This window comes from Streptomyces sp. NPDC006552 (assembly GCF_040611655.1).
Taxonomy (GTDB): domain Bacteria; phylum Actinomycetota; class Actinomycetes; order Streptomycetales; family Streptomycetaceae; genus Streptomyces.
In genome coordinates, this window is record NZ_JBEXOS010000034.1 from 1 (window position 1) to 23,645 (window position 23,645).

Here is a 23,645-nt window from a genome sequence, read left to right on the forward strand (position 1 = left end):
GCGCTGGGGGCGGGGGGCCGGGGGCTCGCGCCGGGGGGGAGCGAACGACCGGGTTCGAACCGGCGACCTCAACCTTGGCAAGGTTGCGCTCTACCAACTGAGCTACGTTCGCAAAGCGCCGCTTGCGCGGTGCTCCGTGCGCCGAAGCGCGACGCCTACTATACCCAACCTCGCTCGCGTGCGATCCGCACCGCCGTGTGCCGGTTCTCGGCGCCGAGCTTGGACACGGCCGACGACAGATAGTTCCGCACGGTGCCCTGCGACAGGGCGGCCCGTTCGGCGATCTCCGCCACCGGCGCCCCGTCGGCGGCGAACTCCAGGACCTCCGCCTCGCGCGCGGTCAGCGGCGAATCCCCGGCGGAGATCGCGTCGGCCGCCAACTCCGGGTCCACGTAGCGGTTTCCGGCGTGCACGGTCCTGATGATCTCGGCGAGCCGCTGCGCGCTCACGGTCTTCGGTACGAAGCCTCGTACGCCGGCCGCGAGCGCCCGCTTCAAGTGGCCCGGGCGGCCGTGGCTGGTGACGATCATGGTCCGGCAGCCGGGCAGTTCGGCGCGGAGCCTTGTGGCGACACTCACACCGTCCGCGCCCGGCATCTGCAGGTCGAGCACGGCGACATCGGGCGCGTGCGCCCGCGCCATGGCGAGCGCCTCGGGCCCGGTCGCGGCCTCGGCGACGACGACGAGATCCTCCTCGAGCGCGAGCAGGGCGGCAAGAGCCCCGCGGATGAGGTGCTCGTCATCGGCGAGCAGCACACGCAGCGTCATCTGCCCTCCCCGCCCCGAGGCCCGCCGTGGGCGGCACGGACACCGGGCCCGGCATGTGCCTCCGACGAGGGGTGCGTCCCGGATGTCCTGGGCGCCTTCGGCGGAACCCCCGTCACGGGCGCCTCGGTGGGCTCCGACGGGGGACGAGCCTCGGGTGCCCGACCCGTTCCTGGCGCCCCATAAGCCTCCTGCACCTCATGAGCCTCCTGCACCTCAAACTCCCCGGGCGGCATCCCCCGTACCTCCTCCCCCGACGGAGTCACCGGTACCGATGCCGTCACCCGGAACACCCCCTCGCGCACCACACCCGCCTCCAACGTCCCGTCCACCGCGACCAACCGCTCCCGCAGCCCCGCCAGCCCCGATCCCCGCCCGGCGGCATCCGGCCCGGGCCGGGCCCCCGTGCCGGTCGCGCCGTCGTTCTCCACCGTCAGGACGACCTCGCGCTGCCCGGCGCCGAGCCGCACCGCGCAGGATTTCGCGTCACCGTGCCGCAGCACGTTCGTCGTGGCCTCCCGGACCACCCAGCCGAGCGCGGACTGCACCTCGGGCGGCAGCCCCGCCGCCGAGCCGGTGACCGTGCAGGCGATGCCGGCCGCGCCCAACACCCCTTTCGCTCCGGCCAGTTCGGCCCCGAGGTCGGCCTCGCGATAGCCCCGTACGACCTCGCGTACCTCCTTCTGCGAGTCCCGGGCGATGCGCTGCACCTCGATCATCTGGGCGACCGCGTCCTCGGTGCGCCCGCGGCGGGCCAGCTGGACCGCCAGCTCGCTCTTGAGGGCGACGACCGAGAGATTGCGGCCCATGACGTCGTGCAGGTCCCGGCCGAACCGCAGCCGCTCCTCGGCCACGGCGAGCCGGGCCTCGACCTCCCGCGCGTGCTCGGACTCCCACATGACGGAGAGGTTCCAGGCGCTGCACCGCGCGGTCAGCAGCTCCAGCGGGACGCTGATGCCCAGCACGACGGCGAGTCCGATCAGTTTGCCGACGCCCGCGCCGACCGCGGCGAACAGGACCAGCGCCGCCGCGACGCCCAGGGCGCTGCGCCGCAGGAACGTGCGGACCGGCACCGTCAGGACGTAGGCGCAGGCGAACGGCATCGGCACGAACAGCAGCGGCAGGACGATCAGGTTGTCCCGCATGCTGTCCGTCGCTATGACGGCGGCGACCAGGCCGAGCGCCGCCACGGTCAGCCCGGCCGCCACCCGCGTCTGTACGGGAGGCACGGTCCCGCGCCCGAGGTACTGGTCGAGGGCGCTGCGCAGATGGACGTGGGCGACGGCGCACTGGGCGAGGTTCACCGCGGCCAGCGCGGCGCCCAGGGCCACCGCGACCGCGTCGTGCCGCAGGGACCCGACGAGCGTGGGGCCCGACCAGGCCACGAAGTACACCCAGTTCACCGCCCGCAGCATGAGCCGGCTCTGCCATTCGACCCGCTCGACCTTGCTGCGCGCGCGCCAGCGGCCCCGCATCCGCATCATTACGCTCCTGCCCGCTTCACCGCCGCGGCTCCCACCGGAACCACCGTCGTACAGCAAACACCGCGAGGATGATCCAGGCCACCGCCGTGACCAGCGCGACCAGCACGTCCTGGGCGGCCGGCTCACCGCTCCAGCCGCCGCGGATCAGCGTGAGGGCCGGGGTGAGCGGCAGCAGTTCGCAGACGGACGCCAGCTTGTCGGGCATGACCTCCAGGGGGACGACCGTGCCCGAGCCGAGCATCGAGACGAGCAGCATCGGCATCGCCGCGACCTGCGCGCTCTCCACGCTGCGGCTGAACACGGTGGTCAGCGCGGCAAGGGCGACGCACAGCGGGATGCCCGCCAGCAGCCCCAGGACGGCGTAGTACGGGGCTTCGGGCGCGCCCACGTCGAGCACCAGGGTGCAGGCGACGGCGAGGACGACGCACTGGAGGAGCCCGATGGCGACGGACGGCAGCGCAGCGCCGGTGAGGATCTCGGCGTCGCGCAGTTCGCCGGTGCGCAGCCGCTTGAGGACCAGCTCCTCGCGCCGGGCCGCGTACACGCTGACGAGCGCGCTGTAGACGGCGAAGAGGAGGGAGAAGCCCATCGCCCCGGACAGCACGACGACACCGATGCTCAGGCCGGTGCCCTTGAGCGCCTTCTCGTCGAGTGCCATGCCGGCGCTGAACGGCAGCACCAGGGGGACGAACACGGCGCTGAACAGGACACCCTTGCTCCGTCCGAGGAGCGTCAGCTCGGCCCGCGCGAGCGCCCGCAGCCGCCCCGCCGGGGTGGTCGTCACCGTCGCGGTACTCATGCCGCCATCTCCTTCGTCCGCTCGTTCTCCGGCTGTCCCGTGCCGCGCTTCGCGTCCTGCGCGATCCGCAGGAACGCCTCTTCGAGGGAGGCCCCCCGCACGTCGAGCCGGCGCAGCTCCACACCCGTGTCCCTGGCCCACACCAGCAGCCCGGTGGCGGCCCGCTGGAGGTCGTCGGTGCGCAGCCGGACCAGGCGCCCGGTGATGTCGTGTCCGCTCACGCCGAGCTGCCCGAGGGGCGGCAGATCGCCCAGGTGGTACCCGTCGGGCAGCTCGAAGGCGATGTGCGAGGGCTGGGCGGCGACGACCTCGTCGACGCGGCCCTCGGCGGCGATCCGTCCCTCGTGCAGGATGGCGAGCCGGTCGGCGAGCGCTTCCGCCTCCTCCAGGTAGTGCGTGGTGAGCAGTACGGAGGTGCCCTCGTCGCGGAGCCGGCGCACCAACTCCCAGGTCTCCCGGCGCCCTTCGGCGTCGAGACCGGTGGTGGGTTCGTCGAGGAAGAGCACCTCGGGCCGGCCCAGCAGGGCGAGCGCGAGGTCGAGCCGGCGCTTCTCGCCGCCGGACAGCTGCTTGACGCGGACCCGGCGCCGGGCGCTCAGCCCGACCATGTCGAGCGCCTCGCCGACCGGGCGCGCGCCGCTGGTGCAGCCGGCCCACAGCCGTACGGTCTCCGCGACGTCCAGCTCGGCCGGGAAGCCGCCCTCCTGGAGCATCACGCCGATCCGGGGCCGGATCTGGTCGCGTGCGGTGTACGGGTCGTGCCCGAGGACCCGCACCCGGCCACCGGCGGGCGCCGCGAGTCCTTCGAGGAGTTCGACGGTGGAGGTCTTGCCCGCGCCGTTCGTGCCGAGGAGCGCGAAGAGCTCGCCGCGGCCCACGGAGAAGCTGACTCCGCGCACCGCCTCGAAGGAGCCCCGTCGGCCGTCCCCGTACACGCGGCGCAGATCGGTGACGTCGATCACGCGCTCGTTGCTGGTCATGGGTCAAGCCTCGGGGCGGCCGGGGCCGTTCGGCAGTGCGCGCTGTCATCGACGGCCATGACAAATGTCAGCAGCGCGGGCGGTCGAGGCCCGGACACGGAAAGGCCCCGCATCCGAAGATGCGGGGCCTTTCCGATATGGAGCGAACGACCGGGTTCGAACCGGCGACCTCAACCTTGGCAAGGTTGCGCTCTACCAACTGAGCTACGTTCGCATTGCCTCCGATCAGTACGCTTCTGAGAAGCGCGACCCGATCGGCGCGAGCATCAGCCTACCGCACCCGGAGGGGCACTCGGTACGCGATGCGGAGCGGGTGACAGGAATTGCACACTGCGCCTTCCCCCTGGAAGGGGGATGTTCTACTACTGAACTACACCCGCGTGACTCCGTGAGGTTCGGCCTTTTCGGCCTCGCCCCTCGGCGTGCTCCAGACTCTAGCCGACCGCTGGGGGTGCAACGCAAGTCGGTTGTGCCGAGGGGCTCCTGACGGCGCCGGCCGCACACTCAGTCGGCTTCGGCGAACGCCTCGTAGACCCGCTTGGGGATCCGGCCGCGCGGCGGGACGTCGAAGCGGTGCGAGCGGGCCCACGCGCGGACTGCCGCGGGGTCCGGGCTGAGGTCGGTGCGGGTGAACGCCGTGCCGGTCCTGGTGGACTGCTTGCGCCCGGCCCGGAGGTACGGGGCCAGGGCCGTGCGGAGTTTCTTCGCATTGGCTTGGGTGAGGTCGATCTCGTACGACCTGCCGTCGAGACCGAAGACGACCGTTTCCGCCGCTTCTCCGCCGTCGATGTCGTCAAAGAGAGTGACCACGACACGCTGCGCCACGAATATCGGTCCCTTCGTCCAGCACCCCCGCTTTGACGTGCGGTGATGCCGACTGTCCAGCTCTGAATGAGCAAGGCCCGGGTAATGCCGCTCCCCGAGTTCAGGCCGGTTGCCTGTCTGCGCCTTTTCCTTTTTACCCTGCCCGGCAATGCGCTGGGAAGCCCTGTCAATAACCTCCGCGTGTCCGCCGGGACAGTTATCAGGACTCTTTCCCTTAATTTTCCGTGCGGATCCGATGCCGTTGCCGTAACGTGATCCGGCTCTCGTAGCTTCCTACGGTCTACGCGAGTAGAAGATTTGGGCAGGTACGCTGAACGGACCTGCTCAGCACCACACACCGGGAGTGCCAGTGGCACGCGTCGTAGTCGACGTCATGCTCAAGCCGGAGATCCTCGACCCCCAGGGCCAGGCGGTGCAGCGTGCGCTGCCGCGCCTCGGTTTCGACGGTATCTCCGACGTTCGCCAGGGAAAGCGATTCGAGCTCGAAGTGGACGGGCCGGTGGATGACGCCGCCCTCGCCCGTATCCACGAGCTCGCGGAAAGCTTCCTCGCCAACACGGTGATCGAGAACTTCACCGTGAAGGTGGAAGACGCCGCGGGCGTGGAAGCGCCCGTTTCCGCTGCGGCGGGGGCCGAAAAGTGACGGCTCGTATTGGCGTCGTCACCTTTCCGGGTTCCCTCGACGACCGGGACACCCAGCGCGCCATCCGCCTCGCCGGTGCCGAGCCGGTCGCCCTCTGGCACAAGGACAAGGATCTGAAGCAGGTCGACGCGGTCGTCCTGCCCGGCGGATTCAGTTACGGCGATTACCTGCGCGCGGGTGCCATCTCGCGTTTCTCGCCGGTCATGGAGCCGCTGATCGACCAGGCGAAGGCGGGCCTTCCCGTCCTCGGTATCTGCAACGGATTCCAGGTCCTCACCGAGGCTCACCTGCTGCCCGGCGGGATGCTCGGCAACGACCACCTGCACTTCATCTGCCGCGACCAGAAGCTGCGCGTGGAGAGTGCGGACACCGCCTGGACGGTCGACTACGAGTCGGGCCAGGAGATCCACATTCCGCTGAAGAACATGGACGGGCGGTACGTCGCCGACGAGCGCACCCTCGACATGCTGGAGGCGGAGGGCCGCGTCGTCTTCCGCTACCTCGACGTCAACCCGAACGGCTCGCTGCGCGACATCGCCGGCATCACGAACGAGGCGGGCAACGTCGTCGGTCTGATGCCGCACCCGGAGCACGCCGTGGAGCCCCTCGTCGGGAGCGGCCGCACCGACGGCCTCCCGTTCTTCACCTCGATCTTGAAGAAGCTGGTCGCCGCCTCATGAGCCTCGACACCGTAGAGAACGCGAGCAAGACCCCCGACGTCGAGCTGCCCTGGGCCGAACTCGGCCTGAAGAAGGACGAGTACGAGCGCGTCGTCGAGATCCTCGGCCGCCGCCCGACCGGTGCCGAGCTGGCCATGTACTCGGTCATGTGGTCCGAACACTGCTCCTACAAGTCGTCCAAGGTGCACCTGCGCCAGTTCGGCGAGAAGGCGCCCCACTCCGACGCCATGCTGGTCGGCATCGGGGAGAACGCCGGGGTCGTGGACGTCGGCCAGGGTTATGCCGTCACCTTCAAGGTGGAGTCCCACAACCACCCCTCCTACGTAGAGCCCTACCAGGGTGCTGCTACCGGAGTGGGCGGCATCGTGCGCGACATCATCGCCATGGGCGCGCGCCCCGTCGCCGTGGTCGACCCGCTGCGCTTCGGCGCCGCCGACCACCCCGACACCAAGCGGGTGCTCCCCGGCGTCGTCGCCGGCATCGGCGGTTACGGCAACTGCCTGGGTCTGCCGAACATCGGCGGCGAGGTCGTCTTCGACGCCTGCTACCAGGGCAACCCGCTGGTCAACGCCGGTGCGATCGGCGTCATGCGGCACGAGGACATCCACCTCGCGAAGGCGTCCGGCGCGGGCAACAAGGTCATCATGTACGGCGCCCGGACGGGCGGCGACGGCATCGGCGGCGCCTCCATCCTGGCCTCCGAGACCTTCGACGACGCGAAGCCGTCGAAGCGCCCGGCCGTCCAGGTCGGTGACCCCTTCCAGGAGAAGCTGCTCATCGAGTGCACCCTGGAGGCGTTCGCCGAGAAGCTCGTGGTCGGCATCCAGGACCTCGGCGCGGCCGGCATCTCCTGTGCGACCAGCGAGCTGGCGTCGAACGGCTCGGGCGGTATGCGCGTCGAGCTGGACGACGTACCGCTGCGCGACTCCACGCTCTCTCCTGAGGAGATCCTCATGAGCGAGTCGCAGGAACGCATGTGTGCCGTCGTGGAGCCGGAGAAGGTCGACCGCTTCCTGGAGATCTGCGCGAAGTGGGACGTCATCGCCACCGTCATCGGTGAGGTGACCGACGGCGACCGGCTGGAGATCTTCTGGCACGGCGAGAAGATCGTCGACGTCGACCCGCGCACCGTCGCGCATGACGGCCCGGTCTACGAGCGCCCCTACGCGCGCCCCGAGTGGCAGGACGCGCTCCAGGCCGACGACGCGAACGCGCTGCCGCGCCCGTCGACCGGCGACGAGCTGAAGGCCCAGGTCATGGCCCTCGTCTCCTCGCCCAACCAGGCGTCCAAGAAGTGGATCACCTCGCAGTACGACCACTTCGTGCAGGGCAACACGGTGCTCGCGCAGCCCGAGGACTCGGGCATGATCCGCATCGACGAGGAGTCCGGCCTCGGCGTCGCCATCGCGACGGACGGCAACGGCCGGTTCGCCAAGCTCGACCCCTACAAGGGCGCGCAGCTCGCTCTCGCGGAGGCCTACCGGAACGTGGCGACGACGGGCGCCAAGCCCCTCGCCGTCTCCGACTGCCTGAACTTCGGTTCGCCCGAGGACCCGGCCGTCATGTGGCAGTTCGCGGAGGCCGTCCGCGGTCTCGCGGACGGCTGCCTGCAGCTCGGCACCCCGGTGACCGGCGGCAACGTCTCGCTCTACAACCAGACGGGCGAGGCGGCCATCCACCCGACGCCGGTCGTCGCGGTGCTCGGCGTCATCGACGACGTGGCCCGGCGCACCCCGGTCGCGTTCCGGGAGGAGGGCCAGCTGCTCTACCTGCTTGGTGACACCCGCGAGGAGTTCGGCGGTTCGGCCTGGTCGCAGGTGGTCCACGACCACCTCGGCGGCCTGCCGCCGGAGGTCGACCTGGAGCGTGAGCGGCTGCTCGGCGAGATCCTCATCTCGGCCTCCCGCGACGGCATGATCGACGCGGCGCACGACCTGTCCGACGGCGGTCTGATCCAGGCCGTGGTCGAGTCGGCGCTGCTCGGCGGCAAGGGCGCGCGCCTGGTCGTCCCGGACGGCCTGACCGCGTTCACCTTCCTCTTCTCGGAGTCGGCGGGCCGCGCGGTCGTCGCCGTCCCGCGCAGCGAGGAGCTCCGCTTCACCGACATGTGCGGGGCGCGGGGTCTGCCGGTCACCCGGATCGGTGTCGTGGACGGCACGGGCGAGGAGGCGACGGTGGACGTGCAGGGCGCGTTCGCGCTGCCGCTCGGGGAGCTGCGTGCGGCTCACGAGGGCACGATCCCGGCGCTGCTGGCCTGACGCCCGGCCGGAACCTCGGCCGAAGCCCCCTCCCCGTACTGGGGCGGGGGCTTCGCCGTGTCCGGGTGGGTGCGGTGATCTACCGGAGCGGTCCGTGGGCCGGGTTCCCTCGAACGAGGGATTGGATGGTTCTGCGTAATTACGTAATCTCGAAACATGACGGAACTTGAGCGGCGGGTCGCGGAGCTGGAGCGGCGGTTGGAGGCGATCGAGAGCGGGCCGGGTCCGGTGGCGCCGACGGTCGCGCCGGGCACGTTCTGGGCGCTCGACGGGCTGAAGGAGCAGCTCGTCGAGGTCGCGAGCGGGGGTGTGCTGTTCACCGGCGCGGTCCGCCTGCCCGGCGGGGAGGGCGAGCGGACGTACGAGTGGCAGTACGGCACCGTCACCGGCGAGTTGCTCGCCTCGGACTGGACGGAGGTGGCCGAGGCGTTCGCGGCCCTCGGGCACGGGTTGCGGCTGCGGCTGCTGCGCGAGGTGCTCAGCGGCCGCACCTCCGCCACCGAGCTGGCCGACCTCGACGACGTGGGGACGAGCGGTCAGATCTACCACCACCTGCGACAGCTGACCGCCGCGGGATGGCTGCGGTCCGCGGGGCGGGGCCGCTACGAGGTGCCGGCCGGCAGAGTCGTCCCGCTCCTGGTGGCCCTGACCGCGGCCCGACCGGTCTGGCCCGGGGCCGGGGCCGGGGCCGGGGTTGGGACGGGGACGGGGACGGGGGTGAGTGCCGGGTGAGGGCGGGGGCCAGGGGGGACAGGTCTCGGACCAGGGCTTGAGGTACGGCTCGGGCCAGGGCCGAGGCCAAACCTCAAGGCAGGCCTCAGGCCATGGCTCAGGCAGGTCGCGGGTCAGGGCAGGAAAGGGGCCGAGTGGGTGCGGTCGACGGGCGTAGGGTCGCCGTCATGACTCCTCCGCCGACCAGGAGCGGCCCGGGTGCCGCGGGCAAGAGGCGCCCCCGCTCCTATGCCGCAGCCAAGATCCGCACCGCTGTCCTGACCCAGTTCGGGCACGTACGGGAGGCGGCCGGGACCCTGACGCCCGAGCAGCTCTCCGGGCCGACGCGGCTCGGTGACTGGACGGTGCGGGAGCTGCTCGCCCACGTGTCGACGGCGTTGGGCGCGGTCGAGCGGGCCCTCGCGCTGCCGGAGCCGGCCAAGGCCGAGGTCGCCGCGCTCGACTGGCCCTTCGGCACGGCCGCGAACGCCGAGGGGATCGCCGACCGGGGCCGGGCCCTCGCCGACGGCGCCCCGGACATCGCGGCGCTGCTCGCCCGCACCGAGGAGCGGTTCACCGAGATCCTGGAGACCACCGCCGACGCCCGGCCGCTCGCGGTGGGGGCGGGTGCCATGTCCCTCGCGGACTACCTGGTCACCCGGACCGTCGAGCTCGTCGTCCATACGGACGATCTGAACGACGCGGTGCCCGGTCTCGACGTGCCCTTCGACCGGCAGGCCCTGGCCGCGTGCACCCGGCTGCTGGCCGACGCGCTCGCCGTGAAGGCGCCGGGAGCCTCGACCGAGGTGCGGATCCCGCCGTTCGCCGTCGTCCAGTGCGTCGAGGGTCCCCGCCACACCCGCGGCACCCCGCCGAACGTCGTGGAGACGGATCCGCTCACCTGGATCCGGCTGGCCACGGGACGGACGCGGTGGGAGCGGGCGGTCGACGACGCGGCCGTCAGGGCGAGCGGTGAACGGGCCGATCTGGGCGCACTCCTGCCGCTCATGGCCTGAGCGTCCGAACGTGGTGGGACCGGTTCCGGGAGGGGGCGGGCCCGCCACTTCGCCATGGTCACGCGACGCAGCGCCCGCGCCCCGGGTACGAGGAGGGGGCCGATCAGGCCCCCGGATAGGGCAGAAGCTCCCCGTTCGTGCTCTCCCAGACGGACTTCAGCTCGGCCAGCAGTTTCGGGCGGTCCGCGGCCCGGTCGGCCTGTTCGCGCCGGTCGGCCGCCAGGTCGAAGAGCTGGTCGGCGCCGCCCTTGCCGCGGTAGTACTTCCAGTCGCCGCGCCGCAGGGCCCGTTCGCCGCGCACCCGCCAGAACAGATCACGCTCGGCCAATGCCTCGCCGCGCAGCAGATATCCCGCGAGGCTCGTGCCGTCGAGCGGGTGGGCCGGGGCGGGGCGGGCCCCGCCGATCTCCAGCAGCGTCGCCGTCCAGTCGGGCGTGAAGACGGGCTCGTGGCTGACCTGGCCGCCGTCGATCCGCGCGGGCCAGCGCACGATCGTCGGCACGCGGATGCCGCCCTCCTGGAGGGACGCCTTGTTGCCGGAGAGGGGCCAGTTGTAGGAGAAGCGTTCGCCGCCGTTGTCGGAGGCGAAGAAGACGAGCGTGTCCTTCTCCCGGCCGGAGTCCTTCAGCGCCTTCAGCACCTGCCCGACCGAGCGGTCCAGGTCCTGGACCATCTCCGTGTACTTCTCGACGGACCCGCCGTCGGTGTGGAACAGCGCCCTCGCGTCCCCGGCCTTGATCTTCCGGACGATCTCGGCGCTCTGCGCCTTGTCCCCGTCGGCTATCCAGGGCCAGTGCGGCGTGGTGAAGTTCAGGTTCAGCAGCCAGGGGCGGCCGCCGTGGTCGCGCCGTACGTACTCGCTCGCGCGTTCGGTCAGGATGCGCGTGTAGTACCGCAGGTCCTTGTACTCCGCGTCGCCCTCCCGCACACCGCCCTCGTACAGGTCGTACTCCCCGCCGAGCCCCAGCTTGGAGTAGTACTCCAGGGCGCCACCGAAGTTCCCGAAGAACTCGTCCCAGCCGGACCTGGTCGGCGAGTAGTCCGGGAGGTAGCCGCAGTGCCACTTGCCGATCAGCGCGGTGGCGTACCCGGCGCCGCGCAGCAGCGAGGCGAGCGTGGGGTGGTTCGGGTCGAGGCCGACGGACCGGTCGGCGATCGGTTCCGCGAGTCCGCCCCGCGTACGCCCCGGGTAGCGGCCCGTGTAGAGGCTGAACCGGGTCGGCGAGCAGGTCGCGGAGCCGCTGTACGCGTCGGTGAAGCGGACGCCCTGCCGGGCCAGTGTGTCCAGGTTCGGGGTCTTGATGTGCGGGGCGCCGTACGAGGAGAGGTCGGCCCAGCCCAGGTCGTCGCCGAGGATGAACAGGATGTTGGGACGTTTGGCGCTCCGCCCGGTGGCCGCGCGGAACGGCCGTTCCGCGGTGGCGGTCGCGGTGTCGGCGGTGGCGGGCGCGGCGGCCGCGCCGAGGGCGGCGGCGGTCGCGGAGGCGCCGACCACCCCGCCGAAGGCGCGCCGGGACAGGTTCGAGGCATGCGAGGACATGAAGAGGCTCCGGATGAGCTGGAAGGAGGGAAACGGAATGGCGTCCCGCTCCTCCGGCGCAAAGGAGCGGAACACGGGTGTTCCGGGTGGATCGGACCGGCGGCCGCGACAGCGGGGGCGCCAGGCAGCGGTGCGGACTCAGGCGCAGCGACAGATCGCGCTGGCGACACGGACGAGGTCGACGTGCCGGCGCGCCACAAGGGTGACCGTCCGGCCACGGTGAGGCTGCATGACGCAGGACCATGCCCAGTCCGCCACCCCCCTGTCAACGCCGTCCCGCACTCCGGATACCCCTCGCCTCGCACTCGGCCGCACCGAGCCCGCCCTCCGGATACGGCTCGCTCCGCACTCGGCTCCCCCCGATCCGCTCCGGCACCGGGCCCGTACCTGGTCCACCCCCGAAACCCGGACGTGCACCCAGGGCCCGCCCCCCCCCGAACCCCCGACGTGCGTCCCGTCACACTCCCCGCCCCCGGCACCCCACCCCCGCCCCGCCCCACCCCGCGTCCCCATGAACCCCGCTCGAACCCCGGAATTGCGGGCCTGTGGCCCCCTGGCCCCGGCTTCGCGCTACGCGCGTCCAGTGGGTTCGGCCAACCGCGGAGGGCCCGCGCAGACGTAGGAAGCCACCGTCTCCAATTCGGACCCGTGGTCGATCTCGCCTACACTCGGTGGCGTGCCACGTGGTGACGGTCGACTCAGTCATGATCTGCTCCCCGGCGAGAAGGGCCCCCAGGACGCTTGCGGCGTCTTCGGTGTCTGGGCTCCGGGTGAAGAGGTCGCGAAGCTCACTTACTTCGGGCTCTACGCCCTACAACACCGGGGTCAGGAATCCGCGGGGATCGCGGTCAGCAACGGTTCCCAGATCCTCGTCTTCAAGGACATGGGACTCGTCTCCCAGGTCTTCGACGAAACCTCCCTCAGCTCCCTCCAAGGTCACATCGCGGTCGGTCACGCCCGCTACTCGACCACGGGCGCCTCCGTCTGGGAGAACGCCCAGCCGACGTTCCGTGCCACCGCGCACGGCTCGATCGCGCTCGGTCACAACGGCAACCTGGTCAACACGGCGCAGCTCGCCGAGATGGTCGCCGGCCTGCCCAAGGAAGGCGGCCGGGCCACCCAGGTCGCCGCCACGAACGACACGGACCTGGTCACCGCGCTGCTCGCGGGCCAGGTCGACGACGACGGCAAGCCGCTGACCATCGAGGAGGCGGCTCCCAAGGTGCTGCCCCAGGTCCAGGGCGCCTTCTCGCTTGTCTTCATGAACGAGAACACCCTGTACGCGGCCCGCGACCCGCAGGGCATCCGCCCGCTGGTCCTCGGCCGCCTGGAGCGCGGCTGGGTCGTCGCCTCCGAGTCCGCCGCGCTCGACATCTGCGGCGCCGCGTACGTGCGCGAGATAGAGCCGGGCGAGTTCGTCGCCATCGACGAGAACGGCCTGCGAACGTCCCGCTTCGCCGAAGCAAAGCCCAAGGGCTGTGTCTTCGAGTATGTCTACCTGGCCCGCCCGGACACCGACATCGCCGGCCGGAACGTGTACCTCTCCCGGGTGGAGATGGGCCGCCGTCTGGCGAAGGAGGCCCCGGCCGAGGCCGACCTCGTCATAGCGACCCCGGAGTCCGGCACGCCGGCCGCGATCGGTTACGCCGAGGCCAGCGGTATCCCGTTCGGTGCGGGTCTGGTGAAGAACGCCTATGTGGGCCGCACCTTCATCCAGCCCTCCCAGACCATCCGCCAGCTGGGCATCCGGCTGAAGCTGAACCCCCTCAAGGAAGTGATCAAGGGCAAGAAGCTCGTGGTCGTCGACGACTCGATCGTCCGCGGCAACACGCAGCGCGCCCTGGTCCGCATGCTCCGCGAGGCCGGCGCGGCCGAGGTCCACATCCGGATCTCCTCCCCGCCCGTGAAGTGGCCCTGCTTCTTCGGCATCGACTTCGCGACCCGCGCCGAGCTGATCGCCAACGGGATGTCCGTCGAGGAGATCGGCACCTCGCTGGGCGCCGACTCGCTCTCGTACATCTCCATCGACGGCATGATCGAGGCGACCACCATCGCCAAGCCGAACCTCTGCCGCGCCTGCTTCGACGGCGAGTACCCGATGGACCTTCCCGACCCCGAGCTGCTCGGCAAGCAGCTCCTGGAGACGGAACTGGCAGCGGGCCCGGCGGCCACGGCCGCGAACGACGCGATCCGTCGTCCGTAACCTCCGCAGCATCGACACGAAAGCTCTGATCACCCATGTCTACTGAGTCCTCCGAGCGCGCCCCGCACGCGGGCACCGGTGCCAGCTACGCCTCCGCCGGCGTGGACATCGAAGCAGGTGACCGAGCCGTCGAGCTGATGAAGGAGTGGGTGAAGAAGACGCGGCGCCCCGAGGTCCTGGGCGGCCTCGGCGGCTTCGCCGGCCTCTTCGACGCCTCCGCCCTCAAGAAGTACGAGCGGCCGCTGCTCGCCTCCGCCACCGACGGTGTCGGCACGAAGGTCGACATCGCGCGCCGCCTCGGTGTCTACGACACGATCGGCCACGACCTCGTCGCGATGGTCATGGACGACATCGTGGTCTGCGGCGCCGAGCCGCTGTTCATGACCGACTACATCTGCGTCGGCAAGGTCCACCCGGAGCGCGTCGCCGCGATCGTGAAGGGCATCGCCGAGGGCTGCGTCCTCGCCGGCTGCGCCCTCGTCGGCGGCGAGACGGCCGAGCACCCCGGGCTGCTCGGCCCGGACGACTTCGACGTGGCCGGCGCCGGCACCGGCGTCGTGGAGTACGAGAACCTGCTCGGCCCCGACCGCATCCGCGAGGGTGACGCGGTGATCGCGATGGCGTCGTCCGGGCTTCACTCGAACGGGTACTCGCTCGTCCGCCACGTCCTGCTGGAGCGCGCCGGGATGGAGCTGGAGCAGCGGATCGACGAGCTGGGCCGCACGCTCGGTGAGGAGCTCCTGGAGCCGACGAAGATCTACTCCCTGGACTGCCTCTCGCTCACCAGCACCACCGAGGTCCACGCCTACAGCCACATCACCGGCGGCGGCCTCGCGGCCAACCTGGCCCGGGTGATCCCGGACGGCCTGCACGCCACCGTGGACCGCTCCACGTGGGCCCCGGGCGCGATCTTCGACCTCGTCGGCCGGGCGGGCCAGGTGGAGCGCCTGGAGCTGGAGAAGACGCTGAACATGGGCGTCGGCATGATGGCGATCGTGCCGCAGGAGTCCGTCGACGTCGCTCTGGCGACCCTGGCCGACCGCGGCGTGGAGTCCTGGGTGGCCGGCGAGATCACCGACCGCGGAGCGCACACCACGGGCGCCGAGCTGACGGGCGACTACGCGAAGTAGCCACGACTGCGCAGGCCCCGCGGACCGGTTCCGCGGGGACCGCGCGGACGGGCGGTACAGCACGCGGACAGCACAAAACCCGGTCCGGCGCTGAAACCACCCCGGACCGGGTGCGTGCAGCAGTAAGCAGAGATCAGAAGGCCGACATCAGTTACGTGCTGACAGTGCTACGAGGTCAAGCGCCGCGGCGCTGAGACGAGGGACCGGACTCACCGGAGTCCTCGTCCTCGCCCTCGTCGTACAGATCCGCATAGCGGGCGTACGGGTCGTCTTCCTCGTCGTCGTCATCGAAAGGCTCGCCGTTCGGCGGCTGATTCGATACTGGGTTCGACGTCGATGCGCCCAGCTCATTGGCCAGACGCGACAGATCTGTCCCGCCGCTGCTGTACTTCAGCTGGCGGGCGACCTTCGTCTGCTTGGCCTTTGCCCGGCCGCGCCCCATGGCTCGACCCCCTCGGATACGGGGCTCGGTGGCCCCAGAGTCTTGACACGCGTTCATGATCTGGAACGGACTCCCCATGAGGAGACCGGTCCGTAGGGCTCCCACGGTACCTGAGCCCACGCCCATACGGTACGTCGCCCGCACCACGCGCCTGTGCACAGGACCAGCAAGGAGCCCCGTCCTCGCTGGTCAGCTGCGATTTTAACCTCTTCTGAGCGGGCGACCCGCCGATCGGCGTGACACTCGTTACGTACCGCCCGCGATCAGCGTGCCGCGCGTGCCTCCGCCATCCGCTGCTCGGCGATCCGGTCCGCCGCCGCGGCCGGCGGAATCCCGTCCGCCTTTGCGCGAGCGAAGATGGCGAGGGTGGTGTCGAAGATCTGCGCGGCCTTGGCCTTGCACCGCTCGAAGTCGAAGCCGTGCAGCTCGTCGGCGACCTGGATGACGCCGCCGGCGTTCACCACGTAGTCCGGGGCGTAGAGGATGCCGCGGTCGGCGAGGTCCTTCTCGACGCCGGGGTGCGCGAGCTGGTTGTTGGCCGCGCCGCACACCACCTGCGCGGTGAGGACCGGCACGGTGTGGTCGTCCAGGGCGCCGCCCAGCGCGCAGGGGGCGTAGATGTCGAGGTCCGCCACCTGGATCAGCGCCTCGGTGTCGGCCACGACGGCGACCCCCGGGTACTGCTCCGTGACGCGCCGCACGGACTCCGCGCGGACGTCGGTCACCACGACCTCGGCGCCGTCCGCCAGCAGGTGCCCGACCAGGTGGTACCCCACCTTGCCCACGCCCGCGACGCCGACCTTGCGGCCGCGCAGCGTCGGGTCGCCCCACAGGTGCTGGGCGCTGGCCCGCATGCCCTGGAAGACGCCGTAGGCGGTGAGCACGGACGAGTCGCCCGCGCCGCCGTTCTCCGGCGAGCGTCCGGTGGTCCAGCGGCACTCGCGCGCGACGACATCCATGTCGGCGACGTACGTGCCGACGTCGCAGGCCGTCACGTAGCGGCCGCCGAGCGAGGCCACGAAGCGGCCGTAGGCGAGCAGCAGCGCCTCGCTCTTGAGCACGGCGGGGTCCCCGATGATCACGGCCTTGCCACCGCCGTGGTCGAGCCCGGCCATCGCGTTCTTGTACGACATGCCGCGCGCCAGGTTCAGGGCGTCGGCGACGGCCTCGGCGTCGGTGGCGTAGGGGTAGAAGCGGGTGCCGCCGAGGGCCGGGCCCAGGGCGGTGTCGTGGAGGGCGATGACGGCCTTGAGGCCGCTCGCGCGGTCCTGGCAGAGCACGACCTGCTCGTGGCCGCCCTGGTCCGAGTGGAAGAGGGTGTGCAGGACGTCCGGGGCTGCTGCGGTCCCGGAGTGGGTGACGACTTCGCCGGTCACATCGGTCACTGTGGTGACTCCCAAGTACGTAGCGGCGGTGGGGCGGAATCCCGTGCGGGTGGCGGGCCTTCCGTCGTTCGGTGGGCACGAGGTTAGAACGTGCGCGGGCCCGCCACGGCCGCAGTGCCGAGGATCACTCTCTCGCGTCCGGGCCCGGTGGACGTACGGTCGAATCCCGTCGCGTCCCGCGCGCTCCCGTCGTGGGACGATTTGCAGTGTTTCGAGCCGTCGGCGGGGGAGGAGCAGCCGTGCCCAAGGTGTCGTCGGTGACCGTCCCGTATGCGGCGTACTTGCGCGTGTACGAACCGCTCGCGGCCTTCCCGCAGCCGGAGCGCGGCCACTGGGAGCGGTACGCGAAGCGGGAGCGCCATCCCTCGTACCAGGACGAACTGCGGCGCTCCCTGGCGGACTTGCTGCCCACCCCGCCGGTCGCGGTGCCGGTGCACGAGAGCGACGACGCGTTCGTGCTGGAGGCCGAGGGGGTGCTGTGCGTCTGTCCGTGGCGGACCCGGCTGCGCGGCTGGCAGGCCCTGGACGCGCTGCCCGGGCAGCTGCCGGGCCCGGTCCTGGACGCGGTGCTGCCGCCGGTCGTGCGCCGGCAGGCCTGCGACGACTACGAGCGCTGGCTGGAGCGCAATCCGGACGCGCGGCCCTGGATCCGCACGGCGACCTGGCAGGTGCCGCTGCACTGGTTCGTGCTCGTCGCCGACGAGGAGCGTGAGTACGCGGCGGAGCCGGAGAGCGGCGCCGGGCCCAGGCTGCGCTACCGCACCCCGATGGTCCAGGCCAGGCGCCGGGTCGCGCGCGGGCTCAAGGCGCTGCGGGACGCGGTCGACGACGGGCCGCTGACCGAGAGCCTGGTGGACGTGGGGCGCTGGCTGGAGGAGTTCCACCCGCGCTCGTACGTCGAACTGGACTACGGCGGGCTCGTGCACACCCTGTCGGCCGACCTGCTCGACGAGGACCACTCGGCGGCGGACGTCGCCGCGGGCATCGAGGCGCTGCGCCGCGGGGACGACGCCGGCGCGGGCGAGGCGTACGGCCGGCTCGTGGACCGCTGGCGGGCCGTGCGGGACCGGCTGCACGCCAACTGACCGGACACCGGGGCCCCTTCGGGACCTACGTCCCGATCCGGGCTTTTGGCTCAAGCGTGACGGACGGCACTAACTGCGCCCTTGCGCCCATCGCCCCTCCTCGTGCCAAAATAGGACAAGGAGTCCGGGGAGGGCTCCGTTCGTCCGTCTATGCCCATCCATAGGCATGCATGGGCGGATTACTCAGCATTGCACTGCCGTTGGGGGGTCTGACGACTCCTGATCGCTCTGTGACTGATCGTCACTGTGGCGTGACTGTCCGCTATGGCATGGTCCATCGGCTTCCGTCGCTGATGAACACCTGGGAGGGCAATTCCATCGGTTTGGCCGACGAGGCTGGACGGATGGTGTAGTTGTAGTGCCGAGGACAAGCCGTTCGTCCTATAACCGACTCGACCCGTGTCCGCCATTTCGGGCAACGCGGGTCAAGGTGCAGAATTTAAAGGAAAGAACCGAGATGGTTCGGTTCTCCCGAGGAGGCCGCTCATGACCGCTCGCACCCCTGATGCCGAGCCGCTGCTGACCCCCGCCGAGGTCGCCACGATGTTCCGCGTGGACCCGAAGACGGTCACGCGCTGGGCGAAGGCTGGCAAGCTCACGTCGATTCGTACGCTCGGCGGGCACCGTCGTTACCGCGAGGCCGAGGTCCGCGCCCTGCTTGCGGGCATTCCGCAGCAGCGCAGCGAGGCCTGAGGCACCGCACACCCCAGTAATACCGGGCGTTGCGGGCCCCCCAACCCGTTCCGCGCCCACTCTTGGCTCCATCCGACGCGGGTCCTGCCCCAACAGGCCCTCCGCCCACCGAAGCGTCATCTCCACTGCATCACTGGGTGCGTCGTCGATCGCGCTGGACTCCGCCGGGTCCAGCGCGATCTTTTTTGTGCGCCGGGGCCGGCCGGCCATGGTGCGCGGCGGTGGTCTCTGCGGGTCCGTGGTGGATCCTGGGCGGTCTCCGCGTGCTGGTGGGCCGGGTCCTGCGGGGTACTTGATCGTCACCTGTGCACGTAGTGCAATTGCACATATTAAATTGAGCAGTTGTAGGAAGGGTGTAAGAAACGGTGTTTCCAAAACTAGTTCAGTGACACCCGTCACACCCGCTACCGCTTGATGCCGGTGTCGCCCGTGCGTTAGAGGGGTTTTCGGCGGGCGGCCTACTTCCAGACTCCCACCGCACGAGCGCCCCGTGGACCGGCTTTGGTCACCCCTGGCGGGGACTTTCGTCCCCGCCGCCCTCCCGGGCGCTCTCGGCGTCCTCCTGGGCCTCTGCGGCGGGGTCCAGGGGCGGATGCGGGGGCCGGCGGCGGGCCGGGCGGTGCCGGGCGAGGTGGCGGTGGCCGGACGCGGCGCGCGGGAGCGGGGGAACGAGAAGAGGCCCGCACCGAATTCGGTGCGGGCCTCTCATCTACTGCGGTCCTGACGGGATTTGAACCCGCGGCCTCCACCTTGACAGGGTGGCGAGCACTCCAAACTGCTCCACAGGACCTTGCTCTGCTGCGCTGTTACCGCGTTGCGCTGCGAACAGGACTGTACAGCAGTGCAGGCCCGCCGGTCGAACTCACCTGGCGTGCGCGGGCGGTCACGGTGCGGCCGCGTCGATCGCCTTCACGATCCGCTTGTCCGAGACGGGGTACGCCGTGCCCAGCGCGTGCGCGAAGTAGCTCACGCGCAGCTCCTCGATCATCCAGCGGATGTCCAGGACCTCCCGCGGCACCGGCCGTCCCTGCGGCAGCTGTTCGAGCAGCCACGCGTACTCGTCCTGCATCTCGTGGACCTTCTCCATGCGGGTGGTGTCCCGCTGGACGGCGGTCGGCATCTGCTGGAGCCTGCGGTCGGCCGCGACGAGGTAGCGCATCAGGTCGGGCAACCGGCGCAGGCCGGTGTCCGTCACGAACCCGGGGTGCACCAGGGCCGTCAACTGCGTGCGCACGTCCTGCCGGTTGGGCAGCAGCGTCGGGCTGGTGGTCGCCTTCAGGCGCCGCTCGCAGGCCTGCCAGGCGGCCAGGACCTGCTGCACCTGCTCCACGGTCCGCACGGTCGTGTCGACGATCTCCGCGCGCACCTTCTCGTAGAGCTTGCGGTACGACTCCTCGTCCCAGGCCGGGCCGCCGAAGTCCGCGATCAGCTTGTCCGCCGCCGCGCTCGCGCAGTCGTCGAAGAGGGCCTGGACGGTGCCGTGCGGGTTCGCGGACAGGGCCAGCTTCTGGGCGTTGCTCAGCTTGTCCGAGGCGAACTTGCCGGGGTTGACCGGGATGTTGCGCAGGATCAGCCGGCGGGTGCCCTTCCACATGGCCTGCGCCTGCTCGGCCTCGGTGTCGAAGAGGCGGACCGACACCGTGCCCGCCGCGTCCCCGTCGTCGACGAGCGCCGGGTACGCCTTGACCGGCTGGCCGGCCCGTCGCGTCTCGAAGACGCGGGAGAGCGTACCGATCGTCCAGTCGGTGAGGCCGGCGCGCTCGACGGACTCGCCGCCGGAGCGCTCGGCCGTCGCCGCGGCGGCCTTGGAGATGGCCTGTCGGGCCTTGGGCCGCAGCCGGAGCTTGAGCGCTTCCAGGTCCTTGTCCTCGGCGACCGTGCGGCGCCGCTCGTCGACGATCCGGAAGGTGATCTTCAGGTGGTCCGGTACCCGGCTCAGGTCGAAGTCGCCGGCCGCGACCGGGACGCCGACCATGCGCTGCAGCTCGCGGGCGAGCGTCACCGGCAGCGGCTCCTGGAGCGGCACGGCCCGGTCCAGGAACGCCTTCGCGAAGTTCGGCGCGGGCACGTAGTTGCGCCGGATCGGCTTGGGCAGCGAGCGGATCAACTCGACCACCACGTCCTCGCGCAGGCCGGGGATCTGCCAGTCGAAGCCCTCGTCGGTGACCTGGTTGAGGACCTGGAGCGGGATGTGGACGGTCACACCGTCCGCGTCGGCACCCGGCTCGAACTGGTACGTCACCCGGAACTTCAGGTTCCGCTGGCGCCAGACATCCGGGTAGTCGTCCTTGGTGACGGCTTCCGCGGACTCCCGGATGAGCATGGAGCGCTCGAAGTCGAGCAGCTCCGGCTCCTCGCGCTGCCGCTTCTTCCACCAGGAGTCGAAGTGCGCGCCGGAGACGACGTCCGCGGGCACCCGCTGGTCGTAGAAGTCGTAGAGCGTGTCGTCGTCGACCACGATGTCCCGGCGCCGGGCCCGGTGCTCCAGCTCCTCGACCTCGGTGAGCAGCGCGCGGTTGGCGGCGAAGAATTTGTGGTGGGTGCGCCAGTCGCCCTCCACCAGCGCGTTGCGGATGAACAGCTCGCGGGAGGTCTCGGGGTCGATCCGGCCGTAGTTGATCTTCCGCTGGGCGACGAGCGGGACGCCGTACAGCGTCACCTTCTCGTACGCCATCACGGCCGCCTGGTCCTTCTCCCAGTGCGGCTCGCTGTACGTGCGCTTGAGGAGGTGCTCGGCAAGGGGCTCGACCCACTCGGGCTCGATCCTCGCGTTGACCCGCGCCCACAGCCGGCTGGTCTCCACCAGCTCCGCCGACATCACGAAGCGCGGCGGCTTCTTGAAGAGGGCCGAGCCGGGGAAGATCGCGAACTTGGCGTTGCGGGCGCCGACGTACTCGTTCCGGCTGCCCCCGCGCTCGCGCTGCTTGGGGTCCTTCTGGGCGGACTCCTTCGTCTCTTTCACGTCCTTCATCCCGATGTGGGAGAGGAGGCCCGAGAGGAGGGAGATGTGGACGGAGTCGCCGGGGGCGTCGTCCTCGTTCAGATGGATGCCCATCTGCTTGGCGACCGTACGCAGCTGCGTATAGATGTCCTGCCATTCGCGGATGCGCAGGAAGTTCAGGAACTCCCGCTTGCACATCCGGCGGAAGGCCGAGGAGCCCAGCTCCCGCTGCTGCTCGCGCACATAGCGCCACAGGTTCAGGAAGGCGAGGAAGTCACTGGTCTCGTCCTTGAAGCGGGCGTGACTCTGGTCCGCCTGCTGCTGCTTGTCGGAGGGGCGCTCGCGCGGGTCCTGGATGGACAGGGCCGCGGCGATCACCATGACCTCGCGCACGCAGCCGTTCTTGTCGGCCTCCAGGACCATGCGGGCCAGCCGCGGGTCGACCGGGAGCTGCGCGAGCTTGCGGCCCTGCTGGGTCAGCCGCTTGCGCGTGTCCTTCTCACCCGGGTCCAGCGCGCCCAGTTCCTGGAGGAGCTGGACGCCGTCGCGGATGTTGCGGTGGTCCGGTGGGTCGATGAAGGGGAACTTCTCGATGTCGCCGAGGCCGGCCGCCGTCATCTGGAGGATGACCGAGGCGAGGTTGGTCCGCAGGATCTCCGCGTCCGTGAACTCGGGCCGGGACAGGAAGTCGTCCTCGGAGTACAGGCGCACGCAGATGCCGTCGGAGGTACGGCCGCAGCGGCCCTTGCGCTGGTTGGCGCTGGCCTGGCTGACCGCCTCGATGGGCAGCCGCTGCACCTTGGTGCGGTGGCTGTAGCGCGAGATGCGGGCGGTGCCCGGGTCGATGACGTACTTGATGCCCGGGACGGTCAGCGAGGTCTCGGCGACGTTCGTGGCGAGCACGATGCGGCGGCCGGTGTGCTGCTGGAAGACGCGGTGCTGCTCGGCGTGCGAGAGGCGCGCGTACAGCGGAAGCACCTCGGTCGACCGGTACTTCTTCTTCTCCAGCGCGTCCGCCGTGTCGCGGATCTCGCGCTCCCCGGAGAGGAAGACGAGGATGTCGCCGTCGCCCTCGCGCTGCAGCTCCTCGACGGCGTCCGTGATCGCGGTGATCTGGTCGCGGTCGGAGTCCTCCGACTCCTCCTCCAGGAGCGGGCGGTAGCGCACCTCCACCGGGTACGTACGGCCGCTGACCTCGACGACCGGCGCGTCCCCGAAGTGCCGGGCGAACCGCTGCGGGTCGATCGTCGCCGAGGTGATGACGACCTTGAGGTCCGGGCGCTTGGGCAGCAGCTGGGCCAGGTACCCCAGCAGGAAGTCGATGTTCAGGGACCGCTCGTGCGCCTCGTCGATGATGATCGTGTCGTAGGCGCGCAGCTCGCGGTCGGTCTGGATCTCGGCGAGCAGGATGCCGTCGGTCATCAGCTTGACGAACGTGCCGTCCTGGTCGACCTGGTCGGTGAAGCGCACCTTCCAGCCGACCGCCTCGCCCAGCGGCGTGCGCAGCTCGTCGGCGACGCGCTCGGCGACGGTGCGGGCCGCGATCCGGCGGGGCTGGGTGTGCCCGATCATGCCGCGCACGCCCCGGCCGAGGTCGAGGCAGATCTTCGGGATCTGCGTCGTCTTGCCGGAGCCGGTCTCGCCCGCCACGATCACGACCTGGTGGTCGCGGATCGCGGCGGCGATCTCGTCCTTCTTCTGGCTGACGGGCAGCTGCTCGGGGTAGGTGACGTCGAGCGCGGCCCGGCGCTCGCGCCGGACGGCCGTGCGTACCTCGGCCTTGGCGGCCTCGGCGTCGATCTCGGCGACCACGGCGGCGCGCGCCTCGGGCTTGCGGATCTTGCGCGCCCCTTCGAGCCTGCGGCCCAGGCGGTGCGCGTCACGGAGGGACAGCTCGGAGAGGCGCCGGGCGACGGCGGCGAGCTGGTCGGCGGCGGGGGCAGGCTGCGTAGACATACGTCCTCCAGGATCTCACCTCGGGGAAATCCGTGGCGAACGGTTTTGCCACCGCCGGAAGATCGGGCGGTTCTCAGGGTGTACGTCCTTTATGTCTGCCTTAGCGTTTC

General features: G+C 70.8%; 19 protein-coding genes and 4 tRNA genes. 9 read left to right on the forward strand and 14 right to left on the reverse strand.

From position 1 onward, the window contains the following. Window positions 1–39 precede the first annotated feature (39 nt). The 8 genes from ABZY33_RS20255 to ABZY33_RS20290 form a co-directional block, all read right to left on the reverse strand. Window positions 40–112: transfer RNA gene (locus ABZY33_RS20255), tRNA-Gly, on the reverse strand. Between the two features lie 46 nt (window positions 113–158). Continuing rightward, window positions 159–767, reverse strand: coding sequence for a response regulator transcription factor (locus ABZY33_RS20260; RefSeq protein ID WP_356492989.1), 609 nt, complete (start codon window positions 765–767; stop codon window positions 159–161). Next, window positions 764–2,248, reverse strand: a complete 1,485-nt coding sequence (locus ABZY33_RS20265; protein WP_356492990.1) for a histidine kinase — start codon at window positions 2,246–2,248, stop codon at window positions 764–766. Before ABZY33_RS20265 ends, ABZY33_RS20260 begins: the two co-directional genes overlap by 4 nt. A gap of 16 nt (window positions 2,249–2,264) precedes the next feature. Continuing rightward, on the reverse strand, window positions 2,265–3,047 hold the full coding sequence (locus ABZY33_RS20270; protein ID WP_356492991.1) for an ABC transporter permease: 783 nt from the start codon (window positions 3,045–3,047) through the stop codon (window positions 2,265–2,267). Then, window positions 3,044–4,027: an ABC transporter ATP-binding protein gene (locus ABZY33_RS20275; RefSeq protein ID WP_356492992.1), complete on the reverse strand. Its 984-nt coding sequence runs from the start codon at window positions 4,025–4,027 to the stop codon at window positions 3,044–3,046. Before ABZY33_RS20275 ends, ABZY33_RS20270 begins: the two co-directional genes overlap by 4 nt. 138 nt (window positions 4,028–4,165) lie before the next feature. Continuing rightward, a tRNA-Gly gene (locus tag ABZY33_RS20280) sits at window positions 4,166–4,241 on the reverse strand. A 94-nt stretch (window positions 4,242–4,335) separates the two neighbouring features. Beyond that, window positions 4,336–4,407 (reverse strand) — tRNA-Gly (locus ABZY33_RS20285). A 124-nt stretch (window positions 4,408–4,531) separates the two neighbouring features. Then, window positions 4,532–4,852: an Lsr2 family protein gene (locus tag ABZY33_RS20290; protein WP_356492993.1), complete on the reverse strand. Its 321-nt coding sequence runs from the start codon at window positions 4,850–4,852 to the stop codon at window positions 4,532–4,534. 349 nt (window positions 4,853–5,201) lie between these two features. Between ABZY33_RS20290 and purS the strand changes: the two genes are divergently transcribed. From purS to ABZY33_RS20315, 5 genes are all read left to right on the forward strand, one after another. Beyond that, entirely contained in the window at window positions 5,202–5,495 is a 294-nt protein-coding gene (purS, locus tag ABZY33_RS20295; RefSeq protein ID WP_356492994.1) for a phosphoribosylformylglycinamidine synthase subunit PurS, read from the forward strand. Beyond that, window positions 5,492–6,175: a phosphoribosylformylglycinamidine synthase subunit PurQ gene (gene purQ, locus ABZY33_RS20300; RefSeq protein WP_356492995.1), complete on the forward strand. Its 684-nt coding sequence runs from the start codon at window positions 5,492–5,494 to the stop codon at window positions 6,173–6,175. The genes purS and purQ overlap by 4 nt, the downstream gene beginning before the upstream one ends. Next, window positions 6,172–8,433, forward strand: coding sequence for a phosphoribosylformylglycinamidine synthase subunit PurL (gene purL / locus ABZY33_RS20305; protein WP_356492996.1), 2,262 nt, complete (start codon window positions 6,172–6,174; stop codon window positions 8,431–8,433). Before purQ ends, purL begins: the two co-directional genes overlap by 4 nt. 156 nt (window positions 8,434–8,589) lie before the next feature. Continuing rightward, the gene (locus ABZY33_RS20310; protein WP_356492997.1) at window positions 8,590–9,165 is read left to right on the forward strand and encodes an ArsR family transcriptional regulator; all 576 of its coding nucleotides are present in this window, start codon (window positions 8,590–8,592) and stop codon (window positions 9,163–9,165) included. Between the two features lie 167 nt (window positions 9,166–9,332). Then, a complete protein-coding gene (locus tag ABZY33_RS20315; RefSeq protein WP_356492998.1) occupies window positions 9,333–10,160 on the forward strand; it encodes a sterol carrier family protein in 828 nt (275 codons plus the stop codon). Window positions 10,161–10,263: 103 nt separating this feature from the next. Here ABZY33_RS20315 and ABZY33_RS20320 read toward each other — a convergent pair whose 3' ends face one another. After that, window positions 10,264–11,700 carry a sulfatase-like hydrolase/transferase gene (locus ABZY33_RS20320; protein ID WP_356492999.1) on the reverse strand — a complete coding sequence of 479 codons (1,437 nt, stop codon included), beginning with the start codon at window positions 11,698–11,700 and terminating at the stop codon, window positions 10,264–10,266. A gap of 138 nt (window positions 11,701–11,838) precedes the next feature. After that, window positions 11,839–12,213 carry a putative leader peptide gene (locus tag ABZY33_RS20325; protein ID WP_356493000.1) on the reverse strand — a complete coding sequence of 125 codons (375 nt, stop codon included), beginning with the start codon at window positions 12,211–12,213 and terminating at the stop codon, window positions 11,839–11,841. A 163-nt stretch (window positions 12,214–12,376) separates the two neighbouring features. Here ABZY33_RS20325 and purF point away from each other — a divergent pair, with 163 nt between their 5' ends. Further along, complete coding sequence (gene purF / locus ABZY33_RS20330) at window positions 12,377–13,903, forward strand: amidophosphoribosyltransferase (protein WP_356493001.1); 1,527 nt, start codon at window positions 12,377–12,379, stop codon at window positions 13,901–13,903. Between the two features lie 35 nt (window positions 13,904–13,938). Beyond that, a complete protein-coding gene (purM, locus tag ABZY33_RS20335; protein WP_356493002.1) occupies window positions 13,939–15,033 on the forward strand; it encodes a phosphoribosylformylglycinamidine cyclo-ligase in 1,095 nt (364 codons plus the stop codon). Window positions 15,034–15,208: 175 nt separating this feature from the next. On the opposite strand, the gene ABZY33_RS20340 is transcribed toward purM, so the two are convergent. Both ABZY33_RS20340 and ABZY33_RS20345 read right to left on the reverse strand, forming a co-directional pair. Continuing rightward, entirely contained in the window at window positions 15,209–15,475 is a 267-nt protein-coding gene (locus ABZY33_RS20340) for a DUF3073 domain-containing protein (RefSeq protein WP_356493003.1), read from the reverse strand. Between the two features lie 263 nt (window positions 15,476–15,738). Beyond that, the gene (locus tag ABZY33_RS20345) at window positions 15,739–16,860 is read right to left on the reverse strand and encodes a Glu/Leu/Phe/Val dehydrogenase dimerization domain-containing protein (protein WP_356493004.1); all 1,122 of its coding nucleotides are present in this window, start codon (window positions 16,858–16,860) and stop codon (window positions 15,739–15,741) included. Window positions 16,861–17,099: 239 nt separating this feature from the next. On the opposite strand from ABZY33_RS20345, the gene ABZY33_RS20350 reads away from it, so the two are divergent. After that, window positions 17,100–17,945 carry a hypothetical protein gene (locus ABZY33_RS20350; protein ID WP_356493005.1) on the forward strand — a complete coding sequence of 282 codons (846 nt, stop codon included), beginning with the start codon at window positions 17,100–17,102 and terminating at the stop codon, window positions 17,943–17,945. A 486-nt stretch (window positions 17,946–18,431) separates the two neighbouring features. Continuing rightward, on the forward strand, window positions 18,432–18,638 hold the full coding sequence (gene bldC / locus ABZY33_RS20355; RefSeq protein WP_003949541.1) for a developmental transcriptional regulator BldC: 207 nt from the start codon (window positions 18,432–18,434) through the stop codon (window positions 18,636–18,638). 715 nt (window positions 18,639–19,353) lie between these two features. Here the strand turns inward: bldC and ABZY33_RS20360 are convergent. Next, window positions 19,354–19,428 (reverse strand) — tRNA-Asp (locus tag ABZY33_RS20360). A 93-nt stretch (window positions 19,429–19,521) separates the two neighbouring features. Continuing rightward, window positions 19,522–23,535 carry an ATP-dependent RNA helicase HrpA gene (hrpA, locus tag ABZY33_RS20365; protein WP_356493006.1) on the reverse strand — a complete coding sequence of 1,338 codons (4,014 nt, stop codon included), beginning with the start codon at window positions 23,533–23,535 and terminating at the stop codon, window positions 19,522–19,524. Between the last annotated feature and the right edge of the window lie 110 nt (window positions 23,536–23,645).